Origin of the sequence: Siphonobacter sp. SORGH_AS_0500 (assembly GCF_002838835.1) — a bacterium.
In the GTDB taxonomy this organism is placed as follows: Bacteria; Bacteroidota; Bacteroidia; order Cytophagales; family Spirosomataceae; genus Siphonobacter.
Map to the genome: position 1 here is coordinate 1 of NZ_NHPP01000006.1, position 24,313 is coordinate 24,313.

The following is a 24,313-nucleotide window of genomic DNA, read 5'->3' on the forward strand; positions in this document are numbered from 1 at the left end:
CCGTCGCTACGGTTTGGAGTTTGGAGTTTGGAGTTTGGAGTTTGGAGTTTGGAGTTGGAGTTTGGAGTTTGGAGTTTGGAGTTTGGAGTTTGGAGTTTGGAGTTTGGAGTTTGGAGTTTGGAGTTTGGAGAGATAAAAACCCATAAAGGTAGGGGAGAGGTTTGAAAATGGGAGTTATAACCCCAGCGGGGTTTAATTATCAATAGCCCCGGATGATAATCCGGGGTTTTGGGTATCCCGCTATGGCTGGTGTCTTCACCAGCCAAAAAGCATAGTAGTTGGTGTTCTCACCAACTAGGGCGGAAAGGTAGGGAAGAGGTTTGAAAATGGAGACCTTAACCCCGGAGGGGTTGAATCTGGATAGCCCCGGATGACAATCCGGGGGACGGGTGGGTAGGTTAACGCACTTACGAATTCCTCCCGCCCTGGCTGGTGTCCTCACCAGCCAATGATAAAAAAAGCCTAGTGGTTGGTGAGGACACCAACCTCGGTGGATGATTGCCAATCCGACAAAAGCATAGCAATCAAGCATTTCAGGCAGAGAAGCGACTTCATCGCGTCTGGGTAAGAGGCGGCTTTTATTACAATTCAAATGATTTCTGTTTCCTAAACAGACGCAATGAAATCACGGCTTTATCCATAAAATAAAAAAGCGGCCTGTGGATTCCACAGGCCGCCTATACTACCTCAAATCAACTGCCAGCGAAAGAAGAACTTAGTCTTCCATGGCAATTACTGAAATTTCTACCGATACATCTTTGGGCAGGCGAGATACCTGAACGGTTTCACGAGCGGGATAATCGCCGGAGAAAAATTCACCGTAAATACCATTGATTACGGTAAAGTCATTCATGTCCTTTAAGAAAATGCTGGTTTTAACAATGTTATGGTAATTCATACCAGCCGCCTGTAGGATTTCTCCGATGCTAATCATAACCTGACGAGCTTCGGCGGCTACGCCGGCTCCACTAGAGGCTAAATCGGCTGCAATCTGGCCTGAAACATATACTCTACCGTCAATTTTTATGGCTTGGGAATAAGGGCCGATGGGTGCGGGAGCATTAGGGGTAAAAATAATCTGCTTTTTCATTGGTCTCGAAACAAGTAATTAAGGAGGCAAGATATAAAAATCCTCGAAGTTCTTCGGATAAACTCGACGAGATTGATTCCTTAAAACTTTCTAATTAGAATTGAGTTTTTGTTAAAATTTAAAACAGGTCAGGTTCGTAAAAAACGCCTTTGGGGTGTCTATATTACCTAACCTTAGTATTCGGTTCCACATTTTACTGCAACGCCATGCCTTCGTCCAGTCGTCCTTTGTATCACCGTATGTCGCACGTGTTGATCATTCTTACCCTTTTGACGTACGGAATCTACATTGGTCAAGAAATAATTGTTCCGCTGGCACTGGCGGGTTTATTGGCCATCCTGTTACGCCCCGTCGAAGCCTGGTTCATGAAGCGGGGTTTTCATAAAGTCATTGCCATTTGTATGACCCTCTTTCTGGCCATGTCTTTTCTAATCGCCGTTGGTTTCTTTATTTCCGTGCAAATCGCGGATTTTTCGGACGATATTCCCAAGCTTCAGGCCCATATCAATGACTTTTACCGCGATGCCCGCCGCTGGATTCGCAGTGAATACCGGGTAAGTTACGGCAAGCAGGCCCAGTACGTAAAACAGGTGCAGGAAAAAACGCTGGAGAGCTTGCAGAGTGACGGAGCTATTTCAGCCATCTCCGGTCCATTAGGAACGCTGGCCTTATTACCCATTTACATCTTTCTGTTACTCTATTATCGGGCCATGTTACTCAAATTCATTGTATCCTTATTCGCAGAAGAAGCGGCGGAAAAAGTCTGGGAAATCATTGGGCAGGTGAAGACCGTGATTCAAAGTTACGTAGTTGGCTTATTGCTGGAAACGCTCTGTGTAGCGATTTTAAATGCAGTAGGGTTACTGGCTTTAAAGGTTGAATACGCTATTATGCTCAGTGCTATCGCCGCCATCCTCAACCTGATTCCTTACATTGGCGGCATTGTTGCCACCATTCTGGCCGTATTAATAGCCTTCGTTAATAACCCCGATCCTGGCGTGTTACTGGGAGTTGTGGGTGTTTTTCTAGTGGTACAGTTCATTGACAATAACATTCTGGTTCCCATGATTGTGGGTTCAAAAGTCAAAGTGAATGCTCTGGTTTCTATCGTGGGGGTTTTGGTGGGAGGTGCTCTGGCGGGTGTTTCAGGAATGTTCCTTTCCATTCCGGCTATTGCTTTAATGAAGGTAGTTTTTGATCGGGTAGAAGGCCTCGAACCCTGGGGTATATTGATTGGAGACGACCAGCCCGAAGATGCCAGACAGTCAATGTTTCCGCGTTGGATGCGTTTTTGGGAACGAGCAGGGGAGAAAATGAGTTGAGCCAATACCTTTTCTCCCTAGTTCATGATCGAAACTGTTACTCCTGCGAAAAAGACTTTTTACCAACGCTATGCGTCCTCAGCCATTGCATTAATGTTACTGGCTTCGTTTCTGTTTGCTGGAATGACCTTGATAGCCAAGCAACTGAGTTCCCGATTTGAGGCCGTTGAACTGGTATTTTTCCGAAACCTCGTGGGAGTTATTTCCATCCTGATCAGCTTAAGACAGAAACCCATGCAGCAGCCGGGCGGAAAGCCACTGTTGTTAATCTTTCGGGGTGTAGTGGGAACGGCCTCTTTGTATATGCTTTTCTATTCCGTTCGGACCCTGAGTCTGGGAACGGCCTCGGCTTATCAATACACCTATCCCATTTTTTTAAGCATTCTTTCCTTTTTATTCTTCGGCGAGAAACTAAATCGTCGGGAATGGTTGGCTATCGGGCTGGGTTTTCTGGGAATTCTACTCATTTTCCGACCGGACGTTACCATGCCCCTCCGCTGGCATTTGATCGGGCTGAGTTGTGCGATATTAACTGCCGTTTCGTACCTATCCATTCGCAGCCTGAATCGGTATTATGATACGCGGGCCATTGTTCTTTCCTTTATGTTATCAGGGCTGATTCTCCCGGCTCTCTCTATGCTAACGGGAAGTTTGTTCCCTGACGTTAATCACTGGCTGATTGGTCGCTTCGTCTGGCCTCAGGGTTGGGAATGGGCAATACTGTTAATGATGGGACTGGCCGCTTTACTTGCTCAATTATGCATGACCCGTTCACTGAGTATGGATAAAGCGGGTCGCGTTTCAGCGGTAGGGTACTCTAATATTGTATTTTCTCTACTTTTCGGAATCATTCTGGGCGACCCCCTTCCTTCCTTCGTCATGAGTTTAGGCATTACTTTGATTATTAGTGGGGGCGTACTGATAGCCTGGAAGAAAAAAACAGATGGAAAGCTTTCCTGATACATGCTGTCATGCTTATTAGTATCAGTTTCTGTAAAAAAGCATTAGATTTTTCTTAGAAAAAGCAAGGGTATGGTAATTAATTAAACGTCTTATAATCAGCAGTTACTAGCCTCTTTCCTACAGTATATTATTTAATTTTTTTAATAAATCGATCAGGGTTATTTCTGTTCGCAGAAATCGATTGGGTCTGGGCTTTTCGAAGCTCTGCTCGTGAAATCATAGTGCTGAGTAAAATCCATATCTCTATAAACTATTTATAACCACCCAAAGACGAGCATAACCTATGACTTTTCTGGATGAAACCATCGCTCTTCCCGTAGGCGTTACTCTGGATCGCTTTATCAAACGTAACCAGGATGCTTTTCCCTTTGCTACTGGGGAATTGTCGCAGTTATTACGTGACATTGCCATCGCCGCCAAAATTGTCAATCGTGAAATCAACAAAGCTGGATTAGTGGATGTGACCGGTGCCATCGGAACGTCTAATGTTCAGGGTGAAATGCAGCAGAAACTGGATATGATCGCTCATATTCGCTTTATGCGGGCTTTACGTAATGGAGGAGAAGTGGCAGGAATTGTATCTGAAGAAGAAGAAAATATCGTAATGACGGGGAACGACGATGCCCGCTATGTGGTGGCAATTGATCCGCTCGATGGCTCTTCCAACATTGATGTAAATGTTTCAATCGGAACCATTTTTTCCATTTATCGTCGCCTGAGCCCTGTGGGAACGAAGGTACCCCTGGATGATTTTCTACAGGGTGGCGATGCTCAGGTAGCGGCGGGCTACGTATTATACGGTTCCTCAACCGTGCTGGTATACACTACTGGACACGGTGTGAATGGATTCACTTACGAATCCTCGCTCGGTGAATTTTTTCTGTCGTATCCAACCATCAAAATTCCCGAAGATGGGTCCATTTATTCCATTAATGATGGCAACGCTCTGGACTTTCCAGAGCCTATTTCCGATTACCTGGACACCTGCCGTACCCGTCGTTATTCTTCCCGGTACATCGGTTCATTGGTAGGAGATTTCCACCGGAATCTTCTGAAAGGAGGGATATATTTCTATCCTCCAACGGCTAAAACCCCTAACGGAAAACTACGCTTATTGTATGAATGCTATCCGTTAGCTTTTATCATTGAACAGGCGGGCGGTTTAGCTACTGACGGTAAACAGCGATTAATGGAGGTAAAAATTAAGAATTTACATCAGCGAAGTGCTTTATGCATTGGATCAACGAATATGGTAAAGGAAGTAGAAAAAATTACGCTGCAAAAAGCAGAAATGCTGGCGGCTAAATAACGGGTAGATTGACAGAAGTCAATTGCCCACTTCTACTCGTTCGGGAACTGTTTTCTACAAATTTTTATAACTTATATATAATTAAGTGTTTGATTTTCAGGGATTAATGAAATGGGTCTGCTTTTTTAACCCTTAGTATTGTGACTATCAACCACATAAAACTTATAAGTCATGGAAACTACAGTAACCAACGAAAAATTAGTAGATGTTTTAAATGATCTGGTACGTATTAATAACGACCGGATTTCAGGATACGAAAAAGCAGTAAACGAAACAGAACTCGAAGACGTAGATCTGAAGGCTCTTTTTAACCGCTTTGCGGATGAAAGCCGTACCTACCGCGATGAACTGAGCCGCGAAATCGTAAATCTGGGTGGTACGCCAACCGACGAAACGACTACTTCAGGTAAATTCTACCGGGTATGGATGGACGTGAAAGCAGCGTTTACTGGCAAAGACCGTAAAGCGATTCTGGAAAACTGCGAGTTCGGTGAAGATGCCGCTCAGGAAGCCTATCAAACGGCTCTCGAATCAGACGCAAACATGTCGACAGATATCCGTCAGTTAATTAGCACTCAGAAAGCTAAGCTGAAAGATTCGCATGATGCGGTGAAAAAATACCGCGATCTGCACGCTAAACTAGACTAGTAGATTCATAGGCATTTTGTCTTAAAAATAGAAGGCGATTCCAATAATGGAATCGCCTTTTTTATTGATAATCTGATACATAAGCGTTGAAAATAAAGCAATTTATTCTATTTAAATTTTTTTATTATTCCAAGATATAAATTTAAAATAATTAATTAATTGTTTGATTTTAAGGTATTTAAGTAAAATTATTGGCTTTTTGTTTTTGAATATAAACGGGATGTCGTTCTTTTGAAGCAACGAATTAGTAATTAAGAATATCTAATGATAATATGAGTTCTTTTCTTACTATCCAGCCCCGTTTTTATTAACCAAGAAGAGTCAAAAATTAAACGTATGTGTGGAATTGTAGCTTATGTGGGACACCGGGATGCCTATCCGCTCATTATTAAGGGATTAAAACGCTTAGAATATCGAGGCTATGATTCCGCAGGGGTCGCTTTAAATACCGGAGACGGTCTACAGGTATATAAAAAGAAGGGAAAAGTAAGTGATCTGGAGGCTTCGCTAACCGATGAAAATCTGAAAAGTAACGTCGGTATCGGGCATACTCGCTGGGCTACCCACGGCGAACCTAGCGACCGGAACTCCCATCCCCACTATTCTCACTCGGGAAACCTGGCCATTATTCACAATGGCATTATTGAAAATTACGGAGCTATTAAGCTGAATTTACAGAACAAAGGCTACGAGTTTCGTTCGGACACTGATTCAGAGGTTTTCGTAAATTTTATTGAAGACATTCAGAAAGAAACGTATAGTTCGATTGAAGAAGCCATCCGGTTAGCCATGCAGGAAGTGGTTGGAGCTTATGCCATTGTAGTAATGAGCAAAGAGCATCCCGATCAGCTCATCGCAGCTCGCAAAGGCTCCCCACTGGTAATTGGCGTAGGAGAGCAAGAGTATTTTTTTGCTTCCGACGCTACACCGATTATTGAGTATACGAACAACGTTATTTACCTGGATGACTTTCAGATTGCGGTGGTTCGCAATGGCGAGTTAACCGTCAAGAATATCGAAAATATTATTCAGTCGCCTTACATCCAGCATATTGAAATGGAACTGGAGGCGATTGAGAAAGGCGGTTACGAACATTTCATGCTCAAGGAAATTTTTGAGCAGCCGCGTTCGGTGAAAGATTGTTTACGAGGGCGGGTGAATGCTGATGAAGGCCACTTGGTTTTGGGTGGACTTCGCGAATATTTGGATGACATTGCCAAATCTCAGCGAATAGTCATTGTAGCCTGTGGAACTTCCTGGCATGCTGGGCTGGTAGCCGAGTATATATTTGAAGAGCTGGCCCGGATTCCCGTTGAAGTAGAGTATGCCTCTGAATTCAGGTATCGAAACCCGATCATCCAAGAGGGGGACGTGGTCATTGCCATTTCACAATCTGGTGAAACAATGGATACACTGGCCGCCTTAGAGCTGGCTAAGTCAAAAGGAGCCATCATTCTGGGTATTTGTAATGTGGTCGGAGCTTCCATACCCCGCATTTCTCACGCGGGTGCTTATACCCACGCCGGACCTGAAATTGGCGTTGCTTCTACCAAAGCATTTACCGCTCAGGTGTCGGTATTAACCCAGATGGCCATTGCGGTAGCTCGTCGGAAAGGCAGTCTGCACGAAGATACCTTCCGCCGATTCCTGTTCGAACTGGAACGCATTCCCGAGAAAATTGAGAAAGTGCTAAAGAATGCCGAAAAAGTCGAGCAGATTTCAGCCTTGTTCAGCAACGCCCGTAACTTTATTTACCTCGGTCGCGGACTCAATTTCCCGGTTGCTCTGGAAGGTGCTTTAAAACTGAAAGAAATCAGTTATATCCACGCCGAAGGTTATCCGGCGGCTGAAATGAAACACGGTCCGATTGCTTTGATTGATGAGGATATGCCCGTCGTTTTCATTGCGACAAAGGACCAGTCTTACGAAAAAATTGTCTCGAATATTCAGGAAGTAAAGGCCCGGAAAGAAGGTAATTGCGGTAGTAACGGAAGGCGACAAGCTAATTCCAACCATGGCAGACCACGTCATTGAAATTCCGATCACGCACGAGATTCTGACGCCGCTATTATCAGTAATTCCTCTGCAATTATTGTCTTACTATATCGCTGTCATGCGAGGTTGTAACGTAGACCAGCCGCGTAACCTGGCAAAATCAGTTACAGTAGAGTAACAAATCTTTCATGAAGTGTTTGAAACCACCTGCAAAGGTGGTTTTTTAGTGTCATAAGTAAATTTATGTGCAAAAAATATAGTAATTATTATATAAATAATCAAAATACAGTCAGTGGATAGCAAATTTCAGGGAGTTAGAGTTAGCGTGGGATAATATATTTGCATAGTAGATAAGTTCACAATTTTCTTAGATAGTGAATATTATAAGAAGACGTCTACACCTCAAAAGGACCTGCCCAGGATTTTAACCTTTCCACTATGACTTAAAACCTGTTTTCCAAGAACCTGGAAAAACTAACGTTTTTCTCTTCTTGAACTTCACGCCTAATTACCTCTTTTCACACTTCGCCAGGTGGAGTGAGTGGAATCCTATTGCTTACAATTACTCTATAAACCTTATTTCTATGCGTCGACTTTTACGGAGGAGTGACCCCTTTCGCTGGTTACTTGTATTCCTCTTCTTCAGTCTTCATCTGGCCGTAGTGCAGGCGGCAGATGTCCCCGTTTCGGGAACCGTGATTAATACCAGTGGTGAGCCCCTGGTGGGCGTAAGTGTCTTATTAAAAGGAACAACCCGTGGAGTAGTTACGGATGTAGAAGGAAAATTCAGGATCAACGTACCGGACAGTGATGCTACACTGATTTTCAGCTTTGTGGGTTATACCCCACAGGAAATGGCGGTAGGGTCGCTGACGCAAATGACCATTACGTTACAGCAGGATACCAAAAACCTGACCGAAGTAGTGGTGGTAGGATACACCACCCAGTCGCGGGCAACGGTAACGGGTGCGGTTGGAACCTTGAAGTCATCCGACCTGCTTCGTACGCCAGCAGTCACTACTTCTGGAGCTTTAGTGGGTAAAATTCAGGGGATTACGGCTCGTCAGGCAGATGCCCGTCCGGGTGCCAGCACGAGCATTCAGATTCGGAACATGGGGACGCCTCTGTTTATCATTGATGGCGTTCCTTCAGATGCAGGTAATTTCAATAACCTCGGGCAGAATGATATTGATAACATTTCTATCCTGAAAGATGCTTCTGCCGCAGTCTACGGATTGAGGGCCTCCAATGGGGTAGTACTGGTAACAACCAAGCGTGGAAAAGCGGGCTCTAAGCCAGTAATCAACATCAATGGGTATTATGGCGTTCAGAATTTTACCCGTTATCCCAGACCTGCAAATGCCTATCAATACGTTCGTGGATTGATCGAATCAGATCAGAATCAGCGAATTACCACTTCGTGGACTCCCGAAGAACTAGCTAAGTGGAAAGCAGGTACTGAAAAAGGGTATCGGAGCTTCGATTATTATGATATGGTCATGCGACCTAACGTACCGCAGTATTCTTTGAATGCCAATGCCTCAGGTGCCAATGAAACGGTAAACTATTATGTGTCAATCGGACACCTGGATCAGCAGGCTTTAATCCCAGACTATAAATTCAACCGGACCAACCTGCAAACCAACGTAGAAGTGGCTCTGGCGAAGCGTTTCAAAATTGGTACCCAGCTTAGTGCCCGTCGGGAGTTACGTAGTCAGGTGGGGGTTCCGGGGTTGGACGACTACTTCAATCCGTTCCTGAGCATCTTCACCATGTGGCCTACGGAGCGTCCGTATGCAAACGATAACCCTAACTACATCAATCAGACTCACAACGTAAACGTAAACCCTGCTACGTATAAAAAAGATGTGACGGGTTATGTCGATGAAGTATGGATGAACGGAAAAGGAAACTTCTACGCTCAGTACGATTTTGATTTCGGGCTGTCCGTAAAAGGAACGTATTCGTATGCTTTTACTAATTTCGATTTTGATGGATTTGAATATACGTATAATGCTTATCGTTATGATGAGCCGACGGATACCTATAACTTGGTACCGGGGGGCGGTAATCAGAATCCCTGGAGAGAACGTCGGAAACGTAATATTATCGACCGATTTGCTCAGATTCAGTTGAGTTATAACAAGCAACTGGGTGACCATAGCCTGTCAGCAGTAGCTGCGTATGAGCGGTACGATCAGGATAATAAATACATGGTTGTGCATACCGTGCCGCCCAATAACTACATCCCCATTCAGTATTTCGCCAACCAGGATTATCTGGCGGACGAGTGGAACGTACAGGCCCGGGCAGGTTACATTGGTCGATTTAATTACAACTACAAACAGAAGTATCTGGCCGAGATCGTAGGGCGTTATGATGGTTCCTTTCTCTTTGCCCCCGGCAAGCGTTATGGTTTCTTCCCTGGTGTGTCTTTGGGCTGGCGGCTATCGCAGGAACCATTCCTGAAAGATCATACTGCCCATTTTCTGGATGATCTGAAACTTCGGGTTTCGTATGGTAAAACGGGTAGCGATCTGATTAACGACGGTTTTATTGTGGCTCCCTACAGCTACTCTCCAGGGTATAACTGGAACAGCGGAACGGCGGTATTTGATGGCAACCTGATTACAGGATTACAGCCTCGCGGATTACCTATTACTAACCTGTCATGGGTAACCAATACCAACCGGAACATCGGGATTGATTTCTCGTTCTTCGACGGAAAATTCTCGGGTACGTTTGATGCCTTCGAACGTCTTCGTCAGGGTTTGCCTGCGGCTCGTTACGATGTTCTGTTACCCAGTGAAGTGGGGTATTCCCTTCCTAATGAAAACCTGAATTCTGATTCTCATCGGGGTTTTGAGGGCATTTTAACCTATCGGAACAAGTGGAATGATGTGCAGTATTCCTTCAGCGTCAACGGAACAGTAGCTCGTCGCTGGGATGTGCAGGGGATTTACAAACCCCGTTTTGGTAACTCCTGGGATGAGTATCGTAACTCCTGGAATCAACGCTGGGCTAACATCAACTGGGGGTACCAGGTGATTGGTCGCTTCCAGTCGCAGGCGGAAATTGATAACTACGGGGTAAACAACGATGGCCAGGGCAACCGTACCCAGTTACCCGGAGACTTCATCTATAAAGACGTAAACGGTGATGGAATCATTAATGGACTAGACGAACGCCCCATTGGTTTTGCCGAGGGAGCCAACCCGTATGTGAGTTTTGGTATCAACAGTAGCGTTTCCTGGAAAAACTTTACGTTACAGTTTGATTTTGCCGGAGCCACCATGCAGACTTTCCAGCGGGACTGGGAATTGAAAATTCCTTTCCAGAACAACGGTAATTCGCCCGATTACATGCTGGAAGATCGCTGGCACCGCGAAGATCCCTTCAACCCCGACAGTCCCTGGGTCCCCGGAACCTATCCTGCTATCCGCAAGGATAACCCTAGTCACGTGAATTTCCGCAAAAGTGATTTCTGGTTAACGAACGTAAGTTACATCCGCCTTCGGAATCTGGAATTGGCTTATAATATCCCGACTGAAGTGCTGAGGAAAATCAAACTTTCGGGTCTACGAGTGTACATCAATGGGACAAACCTCTTCTCGATTGATAACGTCAAGAAGTTTGGCATTGACCCCGAAATTTCTTCAGGAAATGGTCTGGTTTATCCGCAGCAGCGGCTGGTAAATGCAGGCTTTAGTTTAAATCTTTAATTGATATTTCCATGAAACTGAACTATAAACAACTCATTCTGGCCGCTTTAGTACTACTGGTTTCCAGTTGTAAGGAAGGGGATTGGCTGGAGCGACAGTCACCCACGCTGATTACCGAAGAACAGGTTTGGAATGACGCAAAAATGATAACCAGCCTGCTGGCTAACTATTACAACCGTTTACCTGCACACACTCAGCTTGATAACGGGTGGGCCGAATTCGCATCTTATGATGAGGCTATGTGGTCGGGTAACGATGATGGACGAAATAACATCATTTCCTATGGTTTTGAACGTTGGCGGCTGTGGGATTATAGCCTGATTCGGGACATTAACCTGGCTCTGGAAAGTATTGAACGATACGGAAATACCCTCACTGCTGCCCAGAAGACTCAGTTTTCGGCGGAATTACGTTTCTTGCGGGCCTATCAGTACTTCGAGTTAGTGAAACGTATGGGGGGTGTTCCGCTGGTAACCAAACAACTGATCTACGATTTCAGCGGCGATCCAACGCCTTTGCAACAGCCTCGCAATAAGGAAGCCGAAGTGTATGATTTCATTGCTTCTGAACTGGATGCCGTTAAGGATCAGTTGGGTAACTCAGGTAGTAACACCCGGGCTAACAAGTATACCGCTCTGGCTCTGAAAAGCCGGGCGATGCTGTACGCGGGATCTATTGCCAAGTACAATAACCAGATGCCCGCTCCCATTACTTTACCCAACGGGGAAGTAGGCATTCCGGCCAATCGGGCGACGGACTATTACACGAAAGCTCTGGCGGCAGCGAAGGAAATCATCAATTCAGGAGCGTACACGCTGTATCAGTCAAATCCGAACCTGGGTGAAAATTTCTTTGAGGCGATTACTAAAAAAGTAAATAACCGCGAAGTAATCATGGCTCAGGACTTCCTGACGGCTAAGGATAAACGCCACGGATTTACCTACGATAACATCGCTCGTGGGGTTCGGGAGGATAACCTCGGTTCGTCGGCGGTAACGCCTACGCTAAATCTGGTAGAGGATTATGAATACCTGGATGGAAGCTCTGGTGAACTGAAAAATCGTACGGCTGATAACGGCGATTACATCTATTACGACCGCCCACAGGACATTTTTGCCAATAAGGACGCTCGTTTGTACGGAACGATTATCTATCCGGGAACCAGCTTTCGCGGACAGGAAGTACAGATTCAGGCGGGGGTAAAAGTCTGGAATGGGAGTGCCTATCAGAACGTAGAATCCAACACCCTGGGAGCAAACTATACGGATGGGAAATTGCTAACGGGAACCTCAGGCCCTCAGCGTTCACAAACGGAAGTATCTAACACTGGTTTTTATCTGCGTAAATACATTGACCCTGCCCCGATGGCGAGCACCCGCGGCGTTCGGAGCGATATGTGGTGGGTGCGTTTCCGGCTGGGCGAAATGTATCTGAACGCTGCCGAAGCCGCTCTTGAGCTCGGACAAACCGCCGATGCTCTTCAGTATGTGAATACCCTTCGTCAGCGGGCGGGTTTCCCGGCGAATAGTTTGAAAACGCTGAATATTCAGAAAATTCAGAACGAGCGTCGCGTGGAGCTGGCTTTCGAAGATCACCGCGTCTGGGATTTGAAACGCTGGCGGATTGCCCATGAAATCTGGAATGGCAGTACGAGTAACCCCGACGCCATGGCGTTTGCCCTGTATCCCTATCGCGTCGTGCGTCCGGGTGACCCGAAAGATGGAAAATACATTTTCGAGAAATTGGCGGCACCCCGGTATCGGGCTCCGCGTCTGTTTCAGTTAGGCAATTATTATTCGTCAATCGATCAGTCCGTTATTAACAATAATCCCAAAATCGTACGCAATCCTTTCCATTAATATGAAGAAGTTAATTCTGGGTAGTTTGCTGGCTTTAGTTGGGTTGGCGGGCTGCGTAAAAGATAATTTTGATGCTCCACAATCCAACCTCACGGGGCAGGTGGTGTACAATAACCTGCCCGTGGGGGTAAGGAGTAACGGTGTGCAGTTGGAGTTATGGCAACATGGCTACGCTGCGTTCACGAAAGTCCCCGTCTATGTCGATCAGGACGGTTCGTTTTCGGCGACCCTATTTGATGGTGATTATAAGCTGGTGTTACTGAGAGGTAACGGTCCCTGGGTGGCTAACAGTGATACCATTCAGGTAAACCTGCGGGGGAACATGTCCGTTAACGTGCCCGTAACGCCTTATTACACGGTCGGATCGGCTACTTACACGAAAAATGGAAATACCATTACGGCTACAACGAAAATCAATCAGGTAGTGGCTAGTCAAGCCATTGAGCGGGTAACCTTTTATCTGGGAGCCACGCAGTTTGTGGACATTAACAACAACGCCGCCCGTGTAGACTTAACCGGAACTGCTCTGGCTGACTTAAGTAAAAATCTGACCCTCACGCTAAACGTCCCCAATAATCTGGGTAAAGCTTACGCCTACGGTCGGATTGGAGTCAAAACGGCGGGTGTAGGGGAGATGCTGTATTCGCCCGTTCAGGAAATCAAGTGGTAGTTTAGTAGTTCAGGTTTTTCTTACTTCCCGAAAGTAATTGCTTTCGGGAAGTTTTGTTTAAAGCGGTTCTAACTACTATTTTGACAGTAAATAATGTATTAATCAATATTAATGTCAAAATAAAGGAATTTAAAGGTAAATCATAGGGAGTCATGCCCTCGTTATTTGTCTAACTTTGGAGGAGTGATTATGACATGATCGAAATGTCTTTTTAATAAACCACTTGCCTCTTCCTTTTTACTGCTGCATGAAAAAAATAGTTACTACTCTGGCTTTAGCTCTGGCTTCGAGCCTGACTTTTGCTCAAAATCAGTTGACGATCAGTAATTCTTCTGAGAACGTTACCATTAATAAACATATTTACGGCCATTTTGCCGAACACCTGGGCCGCTGCATTTATGGCGGGATCTACGTGGGTGAAGACGCCAAAATTCCTAACCAGAAAGGGGTACGGAATGATGTAGTCGAGGCCTTGAAGAAGCTGAAAATTCCAAACCTTCGTTGGCCCGGTGGTTGTTTTGCGGATACCTATCACTGGAAAGACGGCATTGGCCCCAAAGCAAAACGACCTTCCATAGTAAACACCTGGTGGGGCGGCGTGACGGAAGATAATAGCTTCGGAACGCACGATTTCCTCGATCTCTGCGAGCGTCTGGGCACAGAACCTTATCTGGCAGGAAATGTGGGCAGCGGCACGGTTCAGGAGTTAACCGATTGGGTGCAATACGTAAACTTCGACGGAAAAAGTCCGATGTCTAGTCTTCGGAAAGAAAATGGCCGGGAAAAGAGTTGGAATGTCAAATTCTGGGGCGTAGGGAACGAAGCCTGGGGTTGCGGTGGGAACATGAAAGCGGAATATTACGCCAACGAATACCGGAAATACGCCACCTTTATGTCGGATTGGAATAATACCGGGAAACTGTTCAGAATTGCTTCGGGAGCTAACTCGGCGGATTATCACTGGACGGAAGTACTCATGCGGGATATTCCTCACGAAATGCTTTCGGGGGTAGCTTTGCACCATTATTCCGTAACGAACTGGCAGCATAAAGGCCCATCTACCGAATTTGATGAGAAGCAATATTTCGGTACCATGAAGCAGGCTTTGTTCATGGAAGAACTCGTGCAGAAGCACAGTGCTATCATGGATAAGTACGATCCCAAGAAGAAAGTAGCCCTGGTGGTGGATGAATGGGGCGGCTGGTATGAAGTAGAACCCGGCACAAATCCCGGTTTTCTGTACCAGCAAAATACCATTCGTGATGCAATGATTGCCGGGGTAACGCTGAACATTTTCAATAACCACGCCGACCGTATTCGCATGGCGAATCTGGCTCAGGTAGTGAATGTATTGCAGTCCGTGATTTTAACGAAGGACGAAAAGATGTTACTTACGCCGACCTATCACGTCATGGAAATGTACAATGTGCATCAGGATGCTACCTTGCTACCAGTGGAGCTAAAAAGTAATGATTATTCCTTTGAGGCGGATAAGCTGAAGGCCGTATCAGCTTCCGCTTCTAAAGATAAAAATGGCTTGACGCACGTTTCACTGGTGAATATTGACCCGAAAAAAGCACAGGATATAACCATTGATTTAAGAGGATTGAATCTGAAAACGGTGACGGGTCGTGTGCTGACTTCGGCAAAATTACAGGATTATAATACCTTCGAGAATCCTACAAAAATACAACCCGCCGATTTCAAAGGTGCCAGCCTTTCGGGAGCCCAGTTGAAAGTGAAACTTCCCCCCGCTTCTGTCGTAGTGCTGGAATTGAAGTAAGATCATTAACAAAAATCCAATGCAATTACCTAAACTGTATAAAACATTAATAGCCCTGGGACTCGCAGGGCAGGTAGCAGCCCAGACCCCTCTGGTGGTACAAGTGAATAAGCCCAAAGCGGATGTTCAACCTACCATGTGGGGGCTGTTTTTTGAAGACATTAACATGGGAGCCGATGGCGGGCTCTATGCGGAATTAGTCAAAAACCGTTCGTTTGAATTTACGACACCCTTAATGGGCTGGCGGGAAAGTAGAAGTACAAAAAGTACCGGTAGTGTATTGGTGATTAATCGGGCAGATCAGCCCGCTAATCCCCGATTCCTTCGGGTAAAAACCGACGGGGAGAAATACGGCCTGATTAACGAAGGCTTCCGGGGAATGGGCATCAAACAGGGTGTCGGTTATGACTTCTCGATTCTATCTAAAAATGTAGAAGGAAACCTGACGCTGAAACTGGAACTGGTGAACGGGGAAGGTCAGGTGTTAGGCACAGCATCGCTGCCTTTGACGAGTAATGACTGGAAGAAACATTCGGTTAGCTTTACGGCCAGCAAGACTGAACCTAAAGCGAAGCTGAATATCTGGTTTGAAGGAAAAGGAACGGCTGATCTGGATATGATTTCCCTATTTCCGAAAGACACCTGGAAGAACCGTCCGGGCGGCTTACGGGCCGATTTAGTACAGTTACTGGCCGATATGAAACCTGGCTTTCTGCGTTTCCCCGGTGGATGTATCGTGGAAGGCTATGACCTGGATCGGCGGTATCAGTGGAAAAATACGGTAGGGCCGATTGAAGCCCGTAAAGGGGAAATTAACCGCTGGAATACTGAATTCAAACACCGCCTGACTCCCGATTACTTCCAAACGTTTGGCCTGGGTTTCTTTGAATATTTTCAGCTTTCGGAAGACATCGGTGCCGAACCTTTGCCCATCCTGAACTGCGGTATGGCCTGTCAGTATAACTCGGGTGAGGTAGTTCCTGTCGATGAACTCGATCCTTATGTGCAGGACGCTCTGGATCTGATTGAATTTGCAAACGGTTCAACGGATACAAAATGGGGAAAACTACGAGCTGAAATGGGCCATCCCAAGCCTTTTAACCTGAAATTATTAGGCATTGGTAACGAGCAGTGGGGCCCTCAATACATTGATCGTTACGTGGTTTTTGAAAAAGCGATCAAGTCAAAATACCCTAATGTACGTCTGATTTCCAGTGCTGGACCTAATCCCGATGGCGAAGTCTTCGGTTTTCTGAGCGGAAAATTACGTGAGTTGAAGGCGGACATTGTGGATGAGCATTACTACCGCAGCCCTCAGTGGTTCATGGAAAACGCCAATCGCTACGATGATTATGACCGGAAGGGTCCTAAAATCTTTGCGGGTGAATATGCTTCTCAAAGCAAAGATATTGCCAGCCAGAATAACAAAAACACTTGGTTATGTGCCTTGTCAGAAGCAGCTTTCATGACTGGTCTGGAACGGAATGCGGATATGGTTCATATGGCTTCCTATGCTCCCTTGTTCGCTCATGCCGATGGTTGGCAATGGACGCCCGACCTGATCTGGATGAATAACCTGCAATCCTACGGAACGCCTAATTATTACGTTCAGAAATTATACTCGACTAATAAAGGAACGAAAGTATTGCCCATTACCGCTAATAACGAGTGGGTATCGGGTAAAAATAAGCTCTACGCTTCGGCCACCTGGGATGAACCTACGAAGGAAATCATTCTGAAGTTGGTTAATACGTCCGATCAGGCTCAGACCGAAACAATTAACCTGGAAGGAGTGAAGAAACTGGACAGCAAGGCCAAACGATGGACGATGAAAGGAGCGGAGTTAGATTCTGAAAATAGTTTTGAAAATCCGAAACAGGTAAGTCCTACCGAAGAAGAATTAGCCGTGAAAGGTACCAAACTAACCCTGACCCTGGCTCCTCAATCCTTCTCCGTGATTCGGGTAAAAGTAGTGAAATAGTAGTTGGTTAGGTTGGTTAAGTGAAAAGGCCGGGTTTGGTAATCCCGGCCTTCGTTTTTGATGAAAATAAATAGGGATAAAACAGAGCAATACTCGTACAGGATTGGAATCTGATACCAGTGGCTGCATCCTTGATGGCTATCTTATGCACCCAAATCCTCCTCAACGGAAGCATCAGGAGCATTTTTCTTTACCGATTCGATGCCATTCTCGCGACCTGCTTCGCTTTCATACATTTCGCTGGAACCGATAATCTGGCCATTCCCCGCTTTTAAATTAAAATAAGACTTTCCGTTAGACGACGTTTTCCGTTCATATTTACTGTCGTCAGGAGCGTTTTTCTTTACTGACTCAATACCATTTAAGCAAGCAGTTTTCGTAGTATACCCTTCGCTTGTTAAAATAGTCTGCCCATTACCTGCTTTAAGATCAAACTGGAGCTCACCATTCTTGCGGTTTTTAATTACAAATTTTCCCATGATTGAAGATGATTAGTAGTAAGATAGATCGATACTACCTGGTGTTTTAGAAGGTAATTACTAGTTGAATAGTAAGCTAATATATTGTTAAATGATAATATGTTCGTAAAAATTCTAGTGAAATTTATTGATTTCATTAGAAGCATGGCCATACGATTGTGAGCGATTCATAACGGGATAAAGCAGAAGAATATGAGTGCATGGGTATTACTGGTGCGAGATTCCATCTCGTTCCTACTCTGAGGCAGATTCCCACCTGCCCTTATAACCCAGCCTGTCATTCCGAGTAAAGCGAAGGAGCTTAGCAGAGGCGTAATGTAAATCTCATCCTCAGGTAATTCGTAAAGGTAACAAGGTCCCTAGCTTCGTTATGGATGATAATCTTAGGGTATAAGCGACCTTCCTCTTTTATATAAAAATGCCATTTTGAACAACCTCTACATCTAAAAACTCATGTTACGTAGCCTCTTATTACTGGTATTGCCGTTAAAAATGTTCGCTCAGGACCCCGCCTCGCACGACCCCAGCACAATCATTAATGACGCAGGCAAGTATTACTTTTTCTCAACGGGTCACGGCATTACGGTTCAAACTTCCGCCGATCTGAAAAACTGGCAGCAAGCCGAGTCCGTCTTCAAAAAGGGAAGCTGGCCAGAGTGGGTGAATACCAGCGTTCCGGGCTTTAAAGGACACTTCTGGGCTCCCGATGTCCTGAAAATGAATGAGAAGTATTACCTCTATTATTCCTGCTCAACCTTCGGTTCTTCTACCTCCGCCATAGGGTTAGCGACCAACGTAACCCTCGATCAAAAATCACCGGATTACCAGTGGCAAGACGAAGGAATGGTAATCGAATCCAAAGATCGGAAGGGTTTTAATGCCATTGATCCCAGCCTTTTGCAGGATACTGATGGACGGGTATATCTGACCTATGGTTCCTTTTTTGGGGGGATTGGAACGGTAGAGCTGGACGCTTCAACGGGAAAGATAAAAGACGGAGCCAGCGTCACGAGAGTAGCCGGAGGAAATGCCTCCGATTGGGAAGCTGCCTGTCTGATCAGGGAAGGAAACTATTATTATCTTTTTGTGAATAACGGCCAATGTTGCAAAGGGGTAAACAGCACGTATTACATTGTGGTGGGACGTTCGGAACATCCTTTGGGGCCTTTTCTGGATGCGGAAGGAAAGGATTTAACCAAAGGTGGGGGCACCCTGGTTCTTCGTACGTTGGGGCGATATATTGGTCCGGGTCACGTGGGTTTACTGAAGGAGAAGAAACAGGTATCGATTCATTACTACGATGCGGAGGATAACGGCAAATCGAAGCAAAAACGCTTATTCCTATCCTATAAAAAGGGCTGGCCCGTACTTACGGAAAACAAATAATTTAATGGAATTTTTAAATTAAATTATGGTTTATTTCAAAATTAATGTGTTATTTCGACACGATTATTCCTCTATGTTGTATTGAATCCATGCTTCAACAGTATCCTCATGATAACCGCGTATTGGTCGCCACCGATTGTATCATCTTTGGCTTTGATGGAGAAGATTTAAAAGTCTTGCTCATCAAACGAAATTTTGAGCCCGAGAAAGGCAAGTGGTCGTTAATGGGAGGTTTTCTGAATGAGAACGAGGATCTTGAAGTAGGAGCAAAGCGTATTCTGCACGAATTAACAGGGTTGGAGAACGTCTACATGGAGCAATTGCAGGCTTTTGGAGAAGTGAAGCGTGATCCGGTAGAAAGGACAGTCTCTGTGAGTTTTTACGCCCTCATTAATATTCATGACCACGATACCGAGCTAGCCCGTGCAAACAATGCCTACTGGGTAAGTCTGGATAAAAAACCTTCACTCATTTTCGACCATGATCGAATGGTAACGATGGCCTTGCAACGGCTTCGTTACAAAGCCGCCTTACACCCGATTGGCTTTGAATTATTACCCGAAAAATTCACCATTCCCCAGCTCCAGCGTCTATACGAAGCCATCTACAGTAACACGTTCGACCGACGGAATTTTAGTCGTAAAATTTTGTCTACCAAGCTTTTACTGGATACCGGAGAGAAGAACGAGCAGGGGGCTACTAAAAAAGCCATTCTGTATCGGCTGGATCAGGAGCGGTATCAGCGGCAATTCAATGCGTTCCTGAATTTTATCTCTGACTTTTAAGGTCATTTGAAATAAATGTAGTCTTTGACTAATGAAATACTTAGAATGTGTCAGCTTAACACTTTAAATGAATAATGGCAGCAAAATACGTGATTGGCGTTGATTATGGGACCGATTCAGTACGATCACTCGTGTTGAATGCTCAAACGGGAGAAGAAATCGGAACCGCCGTTTATGAGTACCCTCGCTGGAAACAGGGTCTGTACTGCGATGCCCCGCATTCGCAGTTCCGCCAGCATCCGCTCGACTACCTCGAAGGGCTGGAATATACCATCAAGGAAGCCTTGAAAGGAGCTTCCGAAGAAGTGCGTCAGAACGTCGTAGGAATCTCCGTAGATACTACAGGCTCAACGCCCGGCCCGGTCGATGAAAATGGAACTCCACTGGCTTTATTACCCGAATTTGCAGAGAATCCAAACGGAATGTTTATTCTCTGGAAAGATCATACGGCGAATAAAGAAGCCCAGGAAATCAACGATTTAGCTCACTCCTGGGACCCTGACTTCACTAAATACGTTGGTGGCATTTATTCTTCCGAATGGTTCTGGTCAAAAATTCTGCGAACGCTGCGGGTCGATGAGCAAGTAAGAGAAAAAGCCTTTTCCTGGATTGAACATTGTGACTGGGTATCCGCCGTTTTGACGGGTAACACCAACCCCTTAACCCTAAAACGCAGTCGTTGTGCGGCGGGCCATAAAGCTCTCTGGCACGAAGACTTCGATGGCCTGCCTTCCGAAGAATTCCTGACGAAGCTCGATCCCTTACTAAGTGGCCTTCGGGATCGGTTATTCCAGGATACTTATACTTCAGATGAAGCCATGGGCCAAATCTCTAAGGAATGGGCTGAAAAACTGGGCATTTCCGATCAGGCGATCATCGGCGTAGGAGCGTTCGATGCTCACATGGGTGCCGTGGGGGGAACCATTGAAGCGTATTCGCTTTGTAAAGTGATCGGAACGTCTACTTGCGATATGCTCGTAGCACCAACCGAAGAAATAGGCAATCTGCTCGTTCGCGGCATTTGCGGACAGGTGGATGGTTCTGTTATTCCCGGCATGTTGGGCATGGAAGCTGGGATGTCAGCCTATGGTGACATCTATGCCTGGTTACAACGTCTGGTGCTGCAACCCGTGCGGGAATTACTCGGCGAGGAAGCCGCTGAAACCATCCGCAAGCAATTAATCCCGCATTTATCGGAAAAAGCGATTCAGTTACCCTTGACTGAAAATGATCCCGTGGCTATTGATTGGTTCAATGGTCGTCGCACGCCGGATGCCAATCACACGCTGAAAGGAGCCATCATGGGTCTGAATCTGGGCAGTGATACTGCTCGGGTATTTAAAGCTCTGGTAGAAGCGACGGCTTACGGTTCGAAAAATATCGTGGATCGTTTTGTGAATGAAGGCGTCCCCATCAAACAGGTCATTGCCATTGGTGGTGTGGCCCGGAAGTCTGCTTTTGCGATGCAAACGCTGGCGAACGTCCTGGATATGCCGATCAAAATTGCCAAGTCTGATCAGGCTTGTGCGTTGGGAGCAGCCATGTTTGCTTCCGTAGCGGCAGGTGTTCATGCAAACGTAGGCGAAGCCCAGGCGGCGATGTCTTCTGGCTTTGATGCGATTTATGAACCGCAACCTGAAAAGGTAGAAGTCTATAAAAAGCTCTATCAGAAATTCCTGGATTTAGGTCACTTTGTGGAGTTTGGGAAAGAAGAACCCGCCTTATTGGGACACGCTTAAAAGGCGTTTAGGAGGATTGCCAATAAAACGCGGATTCCTGAGAAAAACGTCTGTGACGCTGGGCATTGAAAACGCCTTTTTCCAGCGACGCAGTCGCGGAAGAAGCTCTTTCGGATTTGCAATCCGAAAGCCATCTGTCAGGGATTTGTAACTCCGAAACAGCATAAAAATTGCAACGATTTACTTAATTAATAAACTGATTTTCAGTAATCAAGATCATGCTCGATTTAAAACAGTTTGAGGTCTGGTTCGTAACGGGTAGCCAGCATTTATACGGAGAAGAAACACTCCGTCAGGTAGATGAACATTCCAAAACCATTGCCGAACATTTAAATGCTTCTCTTCCGGTGCGGGTCGTTTTCAAGCCCGTTGTTAAAACTACCGAAGAAATCTACCGCATCGTTCAGGATGCCAACGTAGCTCCTAATTGTGCGGGCATTATTACCTGGATGCACACCTTTTCTCCAGCAAAAATGTGGATTCTGGGTCTGAAAGCTCTTCAGAAACCCATGTTGCACCTGCACACGCAGTTCAACCGCGATATCCCCTGGAGTAGTATCGACATGGACTTCATGAACCTGAACCAGTCTGCTCACGGCGACCGCGAATTCGGTTTCATCATGTCGCGGATGCGGATGAATCGTAAAGTAGTAGTGGGACACTGGCAGCAGGAAGACGTGATTCAAAAAATCAGCGTTTGGGCTCGGGTATCGGTAGCTCGTTACGAAATGCAAGGCATGAAAGTCGTTCGTTTTGGCGACAACATGCGATATGTAGCCGTAACGGAGGGTAACAAAGTATCCGCTGAAATGACCTTTGGGTATTCGGTGAATACCCACGGGATTGGTGATCTGGTTCAAGTCGTTAATCAAATCTCCGACGCTGAAATTGATCGTTTGATTTCGGAGTACGAAGACGAATATAAAGTAGCTGCTTCGTTACGTCAGGATGGAGAATTCCGTCAGTCCCTTCGCGAAGCTGCTCGTATTGAGTTAGGCATGAAGGCCTTCCTGGAAGATGGAAACTACAAAGCCTATACGGATACCTTCGAAGATTTGCACGGCATGGCTCAGTTGCCCGGCATTGCCTCGCAACGTCTGATGGCGGCGGGTTACGGGTTTGGTGGCGAAGGCGACTGGAAAACGGCGGCCATGGTTCGTACCATGAAAACGATGGCAAGTGGCTTGAAAGGGGGTAACTCCTTTATGGAAGATTATACCTATCACTTCAGTCCTGGTAACAACCTCGTGTTGGGCTCACACATGCTGGAAATCTGTCCTTCTATCGCGGATGGTCAGGCTTCCTGTGAGATTCACCCGCTGGGCATTGGTGGCAAGGCTGATCCTGTACGTCTGGTATTTAACGCAGCCGGTGGCCCCGCTCTGAACGTGTCTGTTATCGACGTAGGAAACCGTTTCCGGATTCTGGTAAACGAGGTAGAAGCCGTGGCAGCTCAGGAGGAATTACCTAAGTTACCCGTAGCCCGTGTACTCTGGAAACCCCAGCCGGATATGCAAACGGGCTGTGCGGCCTGGATTTTGGCCGGTGGAGCTCACCACACGGTGTACAGCCAAAACCTGACGACCGAATACATCGAGGACTTCGCCGATATGTTTGGTACCGAACTGGTGGTAATCGATAAAGATACCAATCTGCGTCAGCTGAAGAATGAACTTCGCTGGAATGATGTAAGCTATAAGTAGTATCCAGCCAGCTTTTGCTGGCAGCATTACTTGAAGTAATAAAGTTATGAAGAAGAAAGGGGTGGGCTGCCAGCGAAAAGGCTGGCAGCGGCATTCCTAAGCCGAAGGACTGATCAAAATATTCAGCAATAACATTTAAAACTCCCCATTGGTATGAGTTATAAAAGTCTAAAAGAGGAGTGTTACGAAGCAAACATGATGCTTCCCAAACTGAATCTCGTGGTTTTTACCTTCGGTAATGCCTCGGTGGTGGATCGGGAAAAAGGTGTGTTTGCCATCAAGCCCTCCGGTGTCCCCTACGAATTTCTGAAACCTGAAGACATCGTCATCTGTGATTATGAAGCTCAGGTGGTGGAAGGAACCAAGCGTCCTTCTTCCGATACCAAAACCCACGCCGTGCTTTTCAAACACTGGGAGAACATTGGCGGCATCGTGCACACGCACAGCATGTACGCTACCGCCTGGGCTCAGGCTCAGCTTGATATTCCCATCCTCGGAACTACCCACGCCGACCACCTCACCACGGACATTCCCTGTGCTCCGCCCATGGAAGACGAGATGATTAAGGGTAACTACGAATACGAAACGGGTTTTCAGGTGTTGAATGAGTTTGAGCGTCGTCAGCTTTCGTATGAAGAAGTAGAGATGATCCTTCTCGGTAATCACGCTCCCTTTACCTGGGGAAAAACGGCAGAAAAAGCGGTTTACAACGCCGGTGTTCTCGAAGCCGTTGCTCAAATGGCCTATCTGTCCTGCACGCTTCGCCCAGACGTTCCCCGACTGAAACAAACCCTGATTGACAAGCACTTTTTCCGTAAGCATGGCAAAGATGCCTATTATGGTCAAGGCTGTTAGTTAAAAAGCACTTATCTCTATCCT

The 24,313-nt window shown here is 46.0% G+C and carries 16 protein-coding genes and 1 pseudogene; 15 read left to right on the forward strand and 2 right to left on the reverse strand.

Annotated features, from left to right (window positions below; all coding sequences use genetic code 11):
- Positions 1–715: 715 nt before the first annotated feature.
- A complete protein-coding gene (locus tag BWI96_RS08145) occupies positions 716–1,090 on the reverse strand; it encodes a Rid family detoxifying hydrolase (protein ID WP_106636171.1) in 375 nt (124 codons plus the stop codon).
- Positions 1,091–1,296: 206 nt separating this feature from the next.
- Between BWI96_RS08145 and BWI96_RS08150 the strand changes: the two genes are divergently transcribed.
- From BWI96_RS08150 to BWI96_RS08195, 10 genes and pseudogenes are all read left to right on the forward strand, one after another.
- A complete protein-coding gene (locus BWI96_RS08150; RefSeq protein WP_106636172.1) occupies positions 1,297–2,412 on the forward strand; it encodes an AI-2E family transporter in 1,116 nt (371 codons plus the stop codon).
- Positions 2,413–2,436: 24 nt separating this feature from the next.
- On the forward strand, positions 2,437–3,372 hold the full coding sequence (locus BWI96_RS08155; RefSeq protein ID WP_232793640.1) for a DMT family transporter: 936 nt from the start codon (positions 2,437–2,439) through the stop codon (positions 3,370–3,372).
- Between the two features lie 286 nt (positions 3,373–3,658).
- Complete coding sequence (fbp, locus tag BWI96_RS08160; protein WP_106636173.1) at positions 3,659–4,684, forward strand: class 1 fructose-bisphosphatase; 1,026 nt, start codon at positions 3,659–3,661, stop codon at positions 4,682–4,684.
- A gap of 171 nt (positions 4,685–4,855) precedes the next feature.
- Positions 4,856–5,332, forward strand: a complete 477-nt coding sequence (locus BWI96_RS08165; RefSeq protein WP_106636174.1) for a PA2169 family four-helix-bundle protein — start codon at positions 4,856–4,858, stop codon at positions 5,330–5,332.
- A gap of 336 nt (positions 5,333–5,668) precedes the next feature.
- Positions 5,669–7,505 (forward strand): annotated as a pseudogene (gene glmS / locus BWI96_RS08170) (glutamine--fructose-6-phosphate transaminase (isomerizing)).
- A 406-nt stretch (positions 7,506–7,911) separates the two neighbouring features.
- Positions 7,912–11,049, forward strand: coding sequence for a TonB-dependent receptor (locus BWI96_RS08175; RefSeq protein WP_106636175.1), 3,138 nt, complete (start codon positions 7,912–7,914; stop codon positions 11,047–11,049).
- Between the two features lie 11 nt (positions 11,050–11,060).
- Positions 11,061–12,908, forward strand: coding sequence for a RagB/SusD family nutrient uptake outer membrane protein (locus tag BWI96_RS08180; RefSeq protein WP_106636176.1), 1,848 nt, complete (start codon positions 11,061–11,063; stop codon positions 12,906–12,908).
- 1 nt (position 12,909) lies between these two features.
- Positions 12,910–13,578, forward strand: a complete 669-nt coding sequence (locus BWI96_RS08185; protein ID WP_106636177.1) for a DUF3823 domain-containing protein — start codon at positions 12,910–12,912, stop codon at positions 13,576–13,578.
- Between the two features lie 247 nt (positions 13,579–13,825).
- Complete coding sequence (locus tag BWI96_RS08190) at positions 13,826–15,361, forward strand: alpha-N-arabinofuranosidase (RefSeq protein ID WP_106636178.1); 1,536 nt, start codon at positions 13,826–13,828, stop codon at positions 15,359–15,361.
- A 19-nt stretch (positions 15,362–15,380) separates the two neighbouring features.
- Positions 15,381–17,342 (forward strand): alpha-L-arabinofuranosidase C-terminal domain-containing protein, encoded by a 1,962-nt coding sequence (locus BWI96_RS08195; RefSeq protein ID WP_106636179.1) that lies wholly within the window; start codon positions 15,381–15,383, stop codon positions 17,340–17,342.
- A gap of 143 nt (positions 17,343–17,485) precedes the next feature.
- Here the strand turns inward: BWI96_RS08195 and BWI96_RS08200 are convergent, their stop codons facing one another.
- Positions 17,486–17,821 carry a YegP family protein gene (locus tag BWI96_RS08200; RefSeq protein ID WP_106636180.1) on the reverse strand — a complete coding sequence of 112 codons (336 nt, stop codon included), beginning with the start codon at positions 17,819–17,821 and terminating at the stop codon, positions 17,486–17,488.
- A 453-nt stretch (positions 17,822–18,274) separates the two neighbouring features.
- Here BWI96_RS08200 and BWI96_RS08205 point away from each other — a divergent pair, with 453 nt between their 5' ends.
- From BWI96_RS08205 to BWI96_RS08225, 5 genes are all read left to right on the forward strand, one after another.
- Positions 18,275–19,207, forward strand: a complete 933-nt coding sequence (locus BWI96_RS08205) for an arabinan endo-1,5-alpha-L-arabinosidase (protein ID WP_106636181.1) — start codon at positions 18,275–18,277, stop codon at positions 19,205–19,207.
- Positions 19,208–19,296: 89 nt separating this feature from the next.
- Positions 19,297–19,992 carry an NUDIX domain-containing protein gene (locus BWI96_RS08210; protein ID WP_106636182.1) on the forward strand — a complete coding sequence of 232 codons (696 nt, stop codon included), beginning with the start codon at positions 19,297–19,299 and terminating at the stop codon, positions 19,990–19,992.
- Between the two features lie 74 nt (positions 19,993–20,066).
- Positions 20,067–21,731 carry a ribulokinase gene (locus BWI96_RS08215; RefSeq protein ID WP_106636183.1) on the forward strand — a complete coding sequence of 555 codons (1,665 nt, stop codon included), beginning with the start codon at positions 20,067–20,069 and terminating at the stop codon, positions 21,729–21,731.
- A gap of 218 nt (positions 21,732–21,949) precedes the next feature.
- Positions 21,950–23,434 carry an L-arabinose isomerase gene (gene araA / locus BWI96_RS08220; RefSeq protein ID WP_106636184.1) on the forward strand — a complete coding sequence of 495 codons (1,485 nt, stop codon included), beginning with the start codon at positions 21,950–21,952 and terminating at the stop codon, positions 23,432–23,434.
- Positions 23,435–23,587: 153 nt separating this feature from the next.
- Positions 23,588–24,289, forward strand: a complete 702-nt coding sequence (locus tag BWI96_RS08225; protein WP_106636185.1) for an L-ribulose-5-phosphate 4-epimerase — start codon at positions 23,588–23,590, stop codon at positions 24,287–24,289.
- The last annotated feature ends 24 nt before the right edge of the window (positions 24,290–24,313 follow it).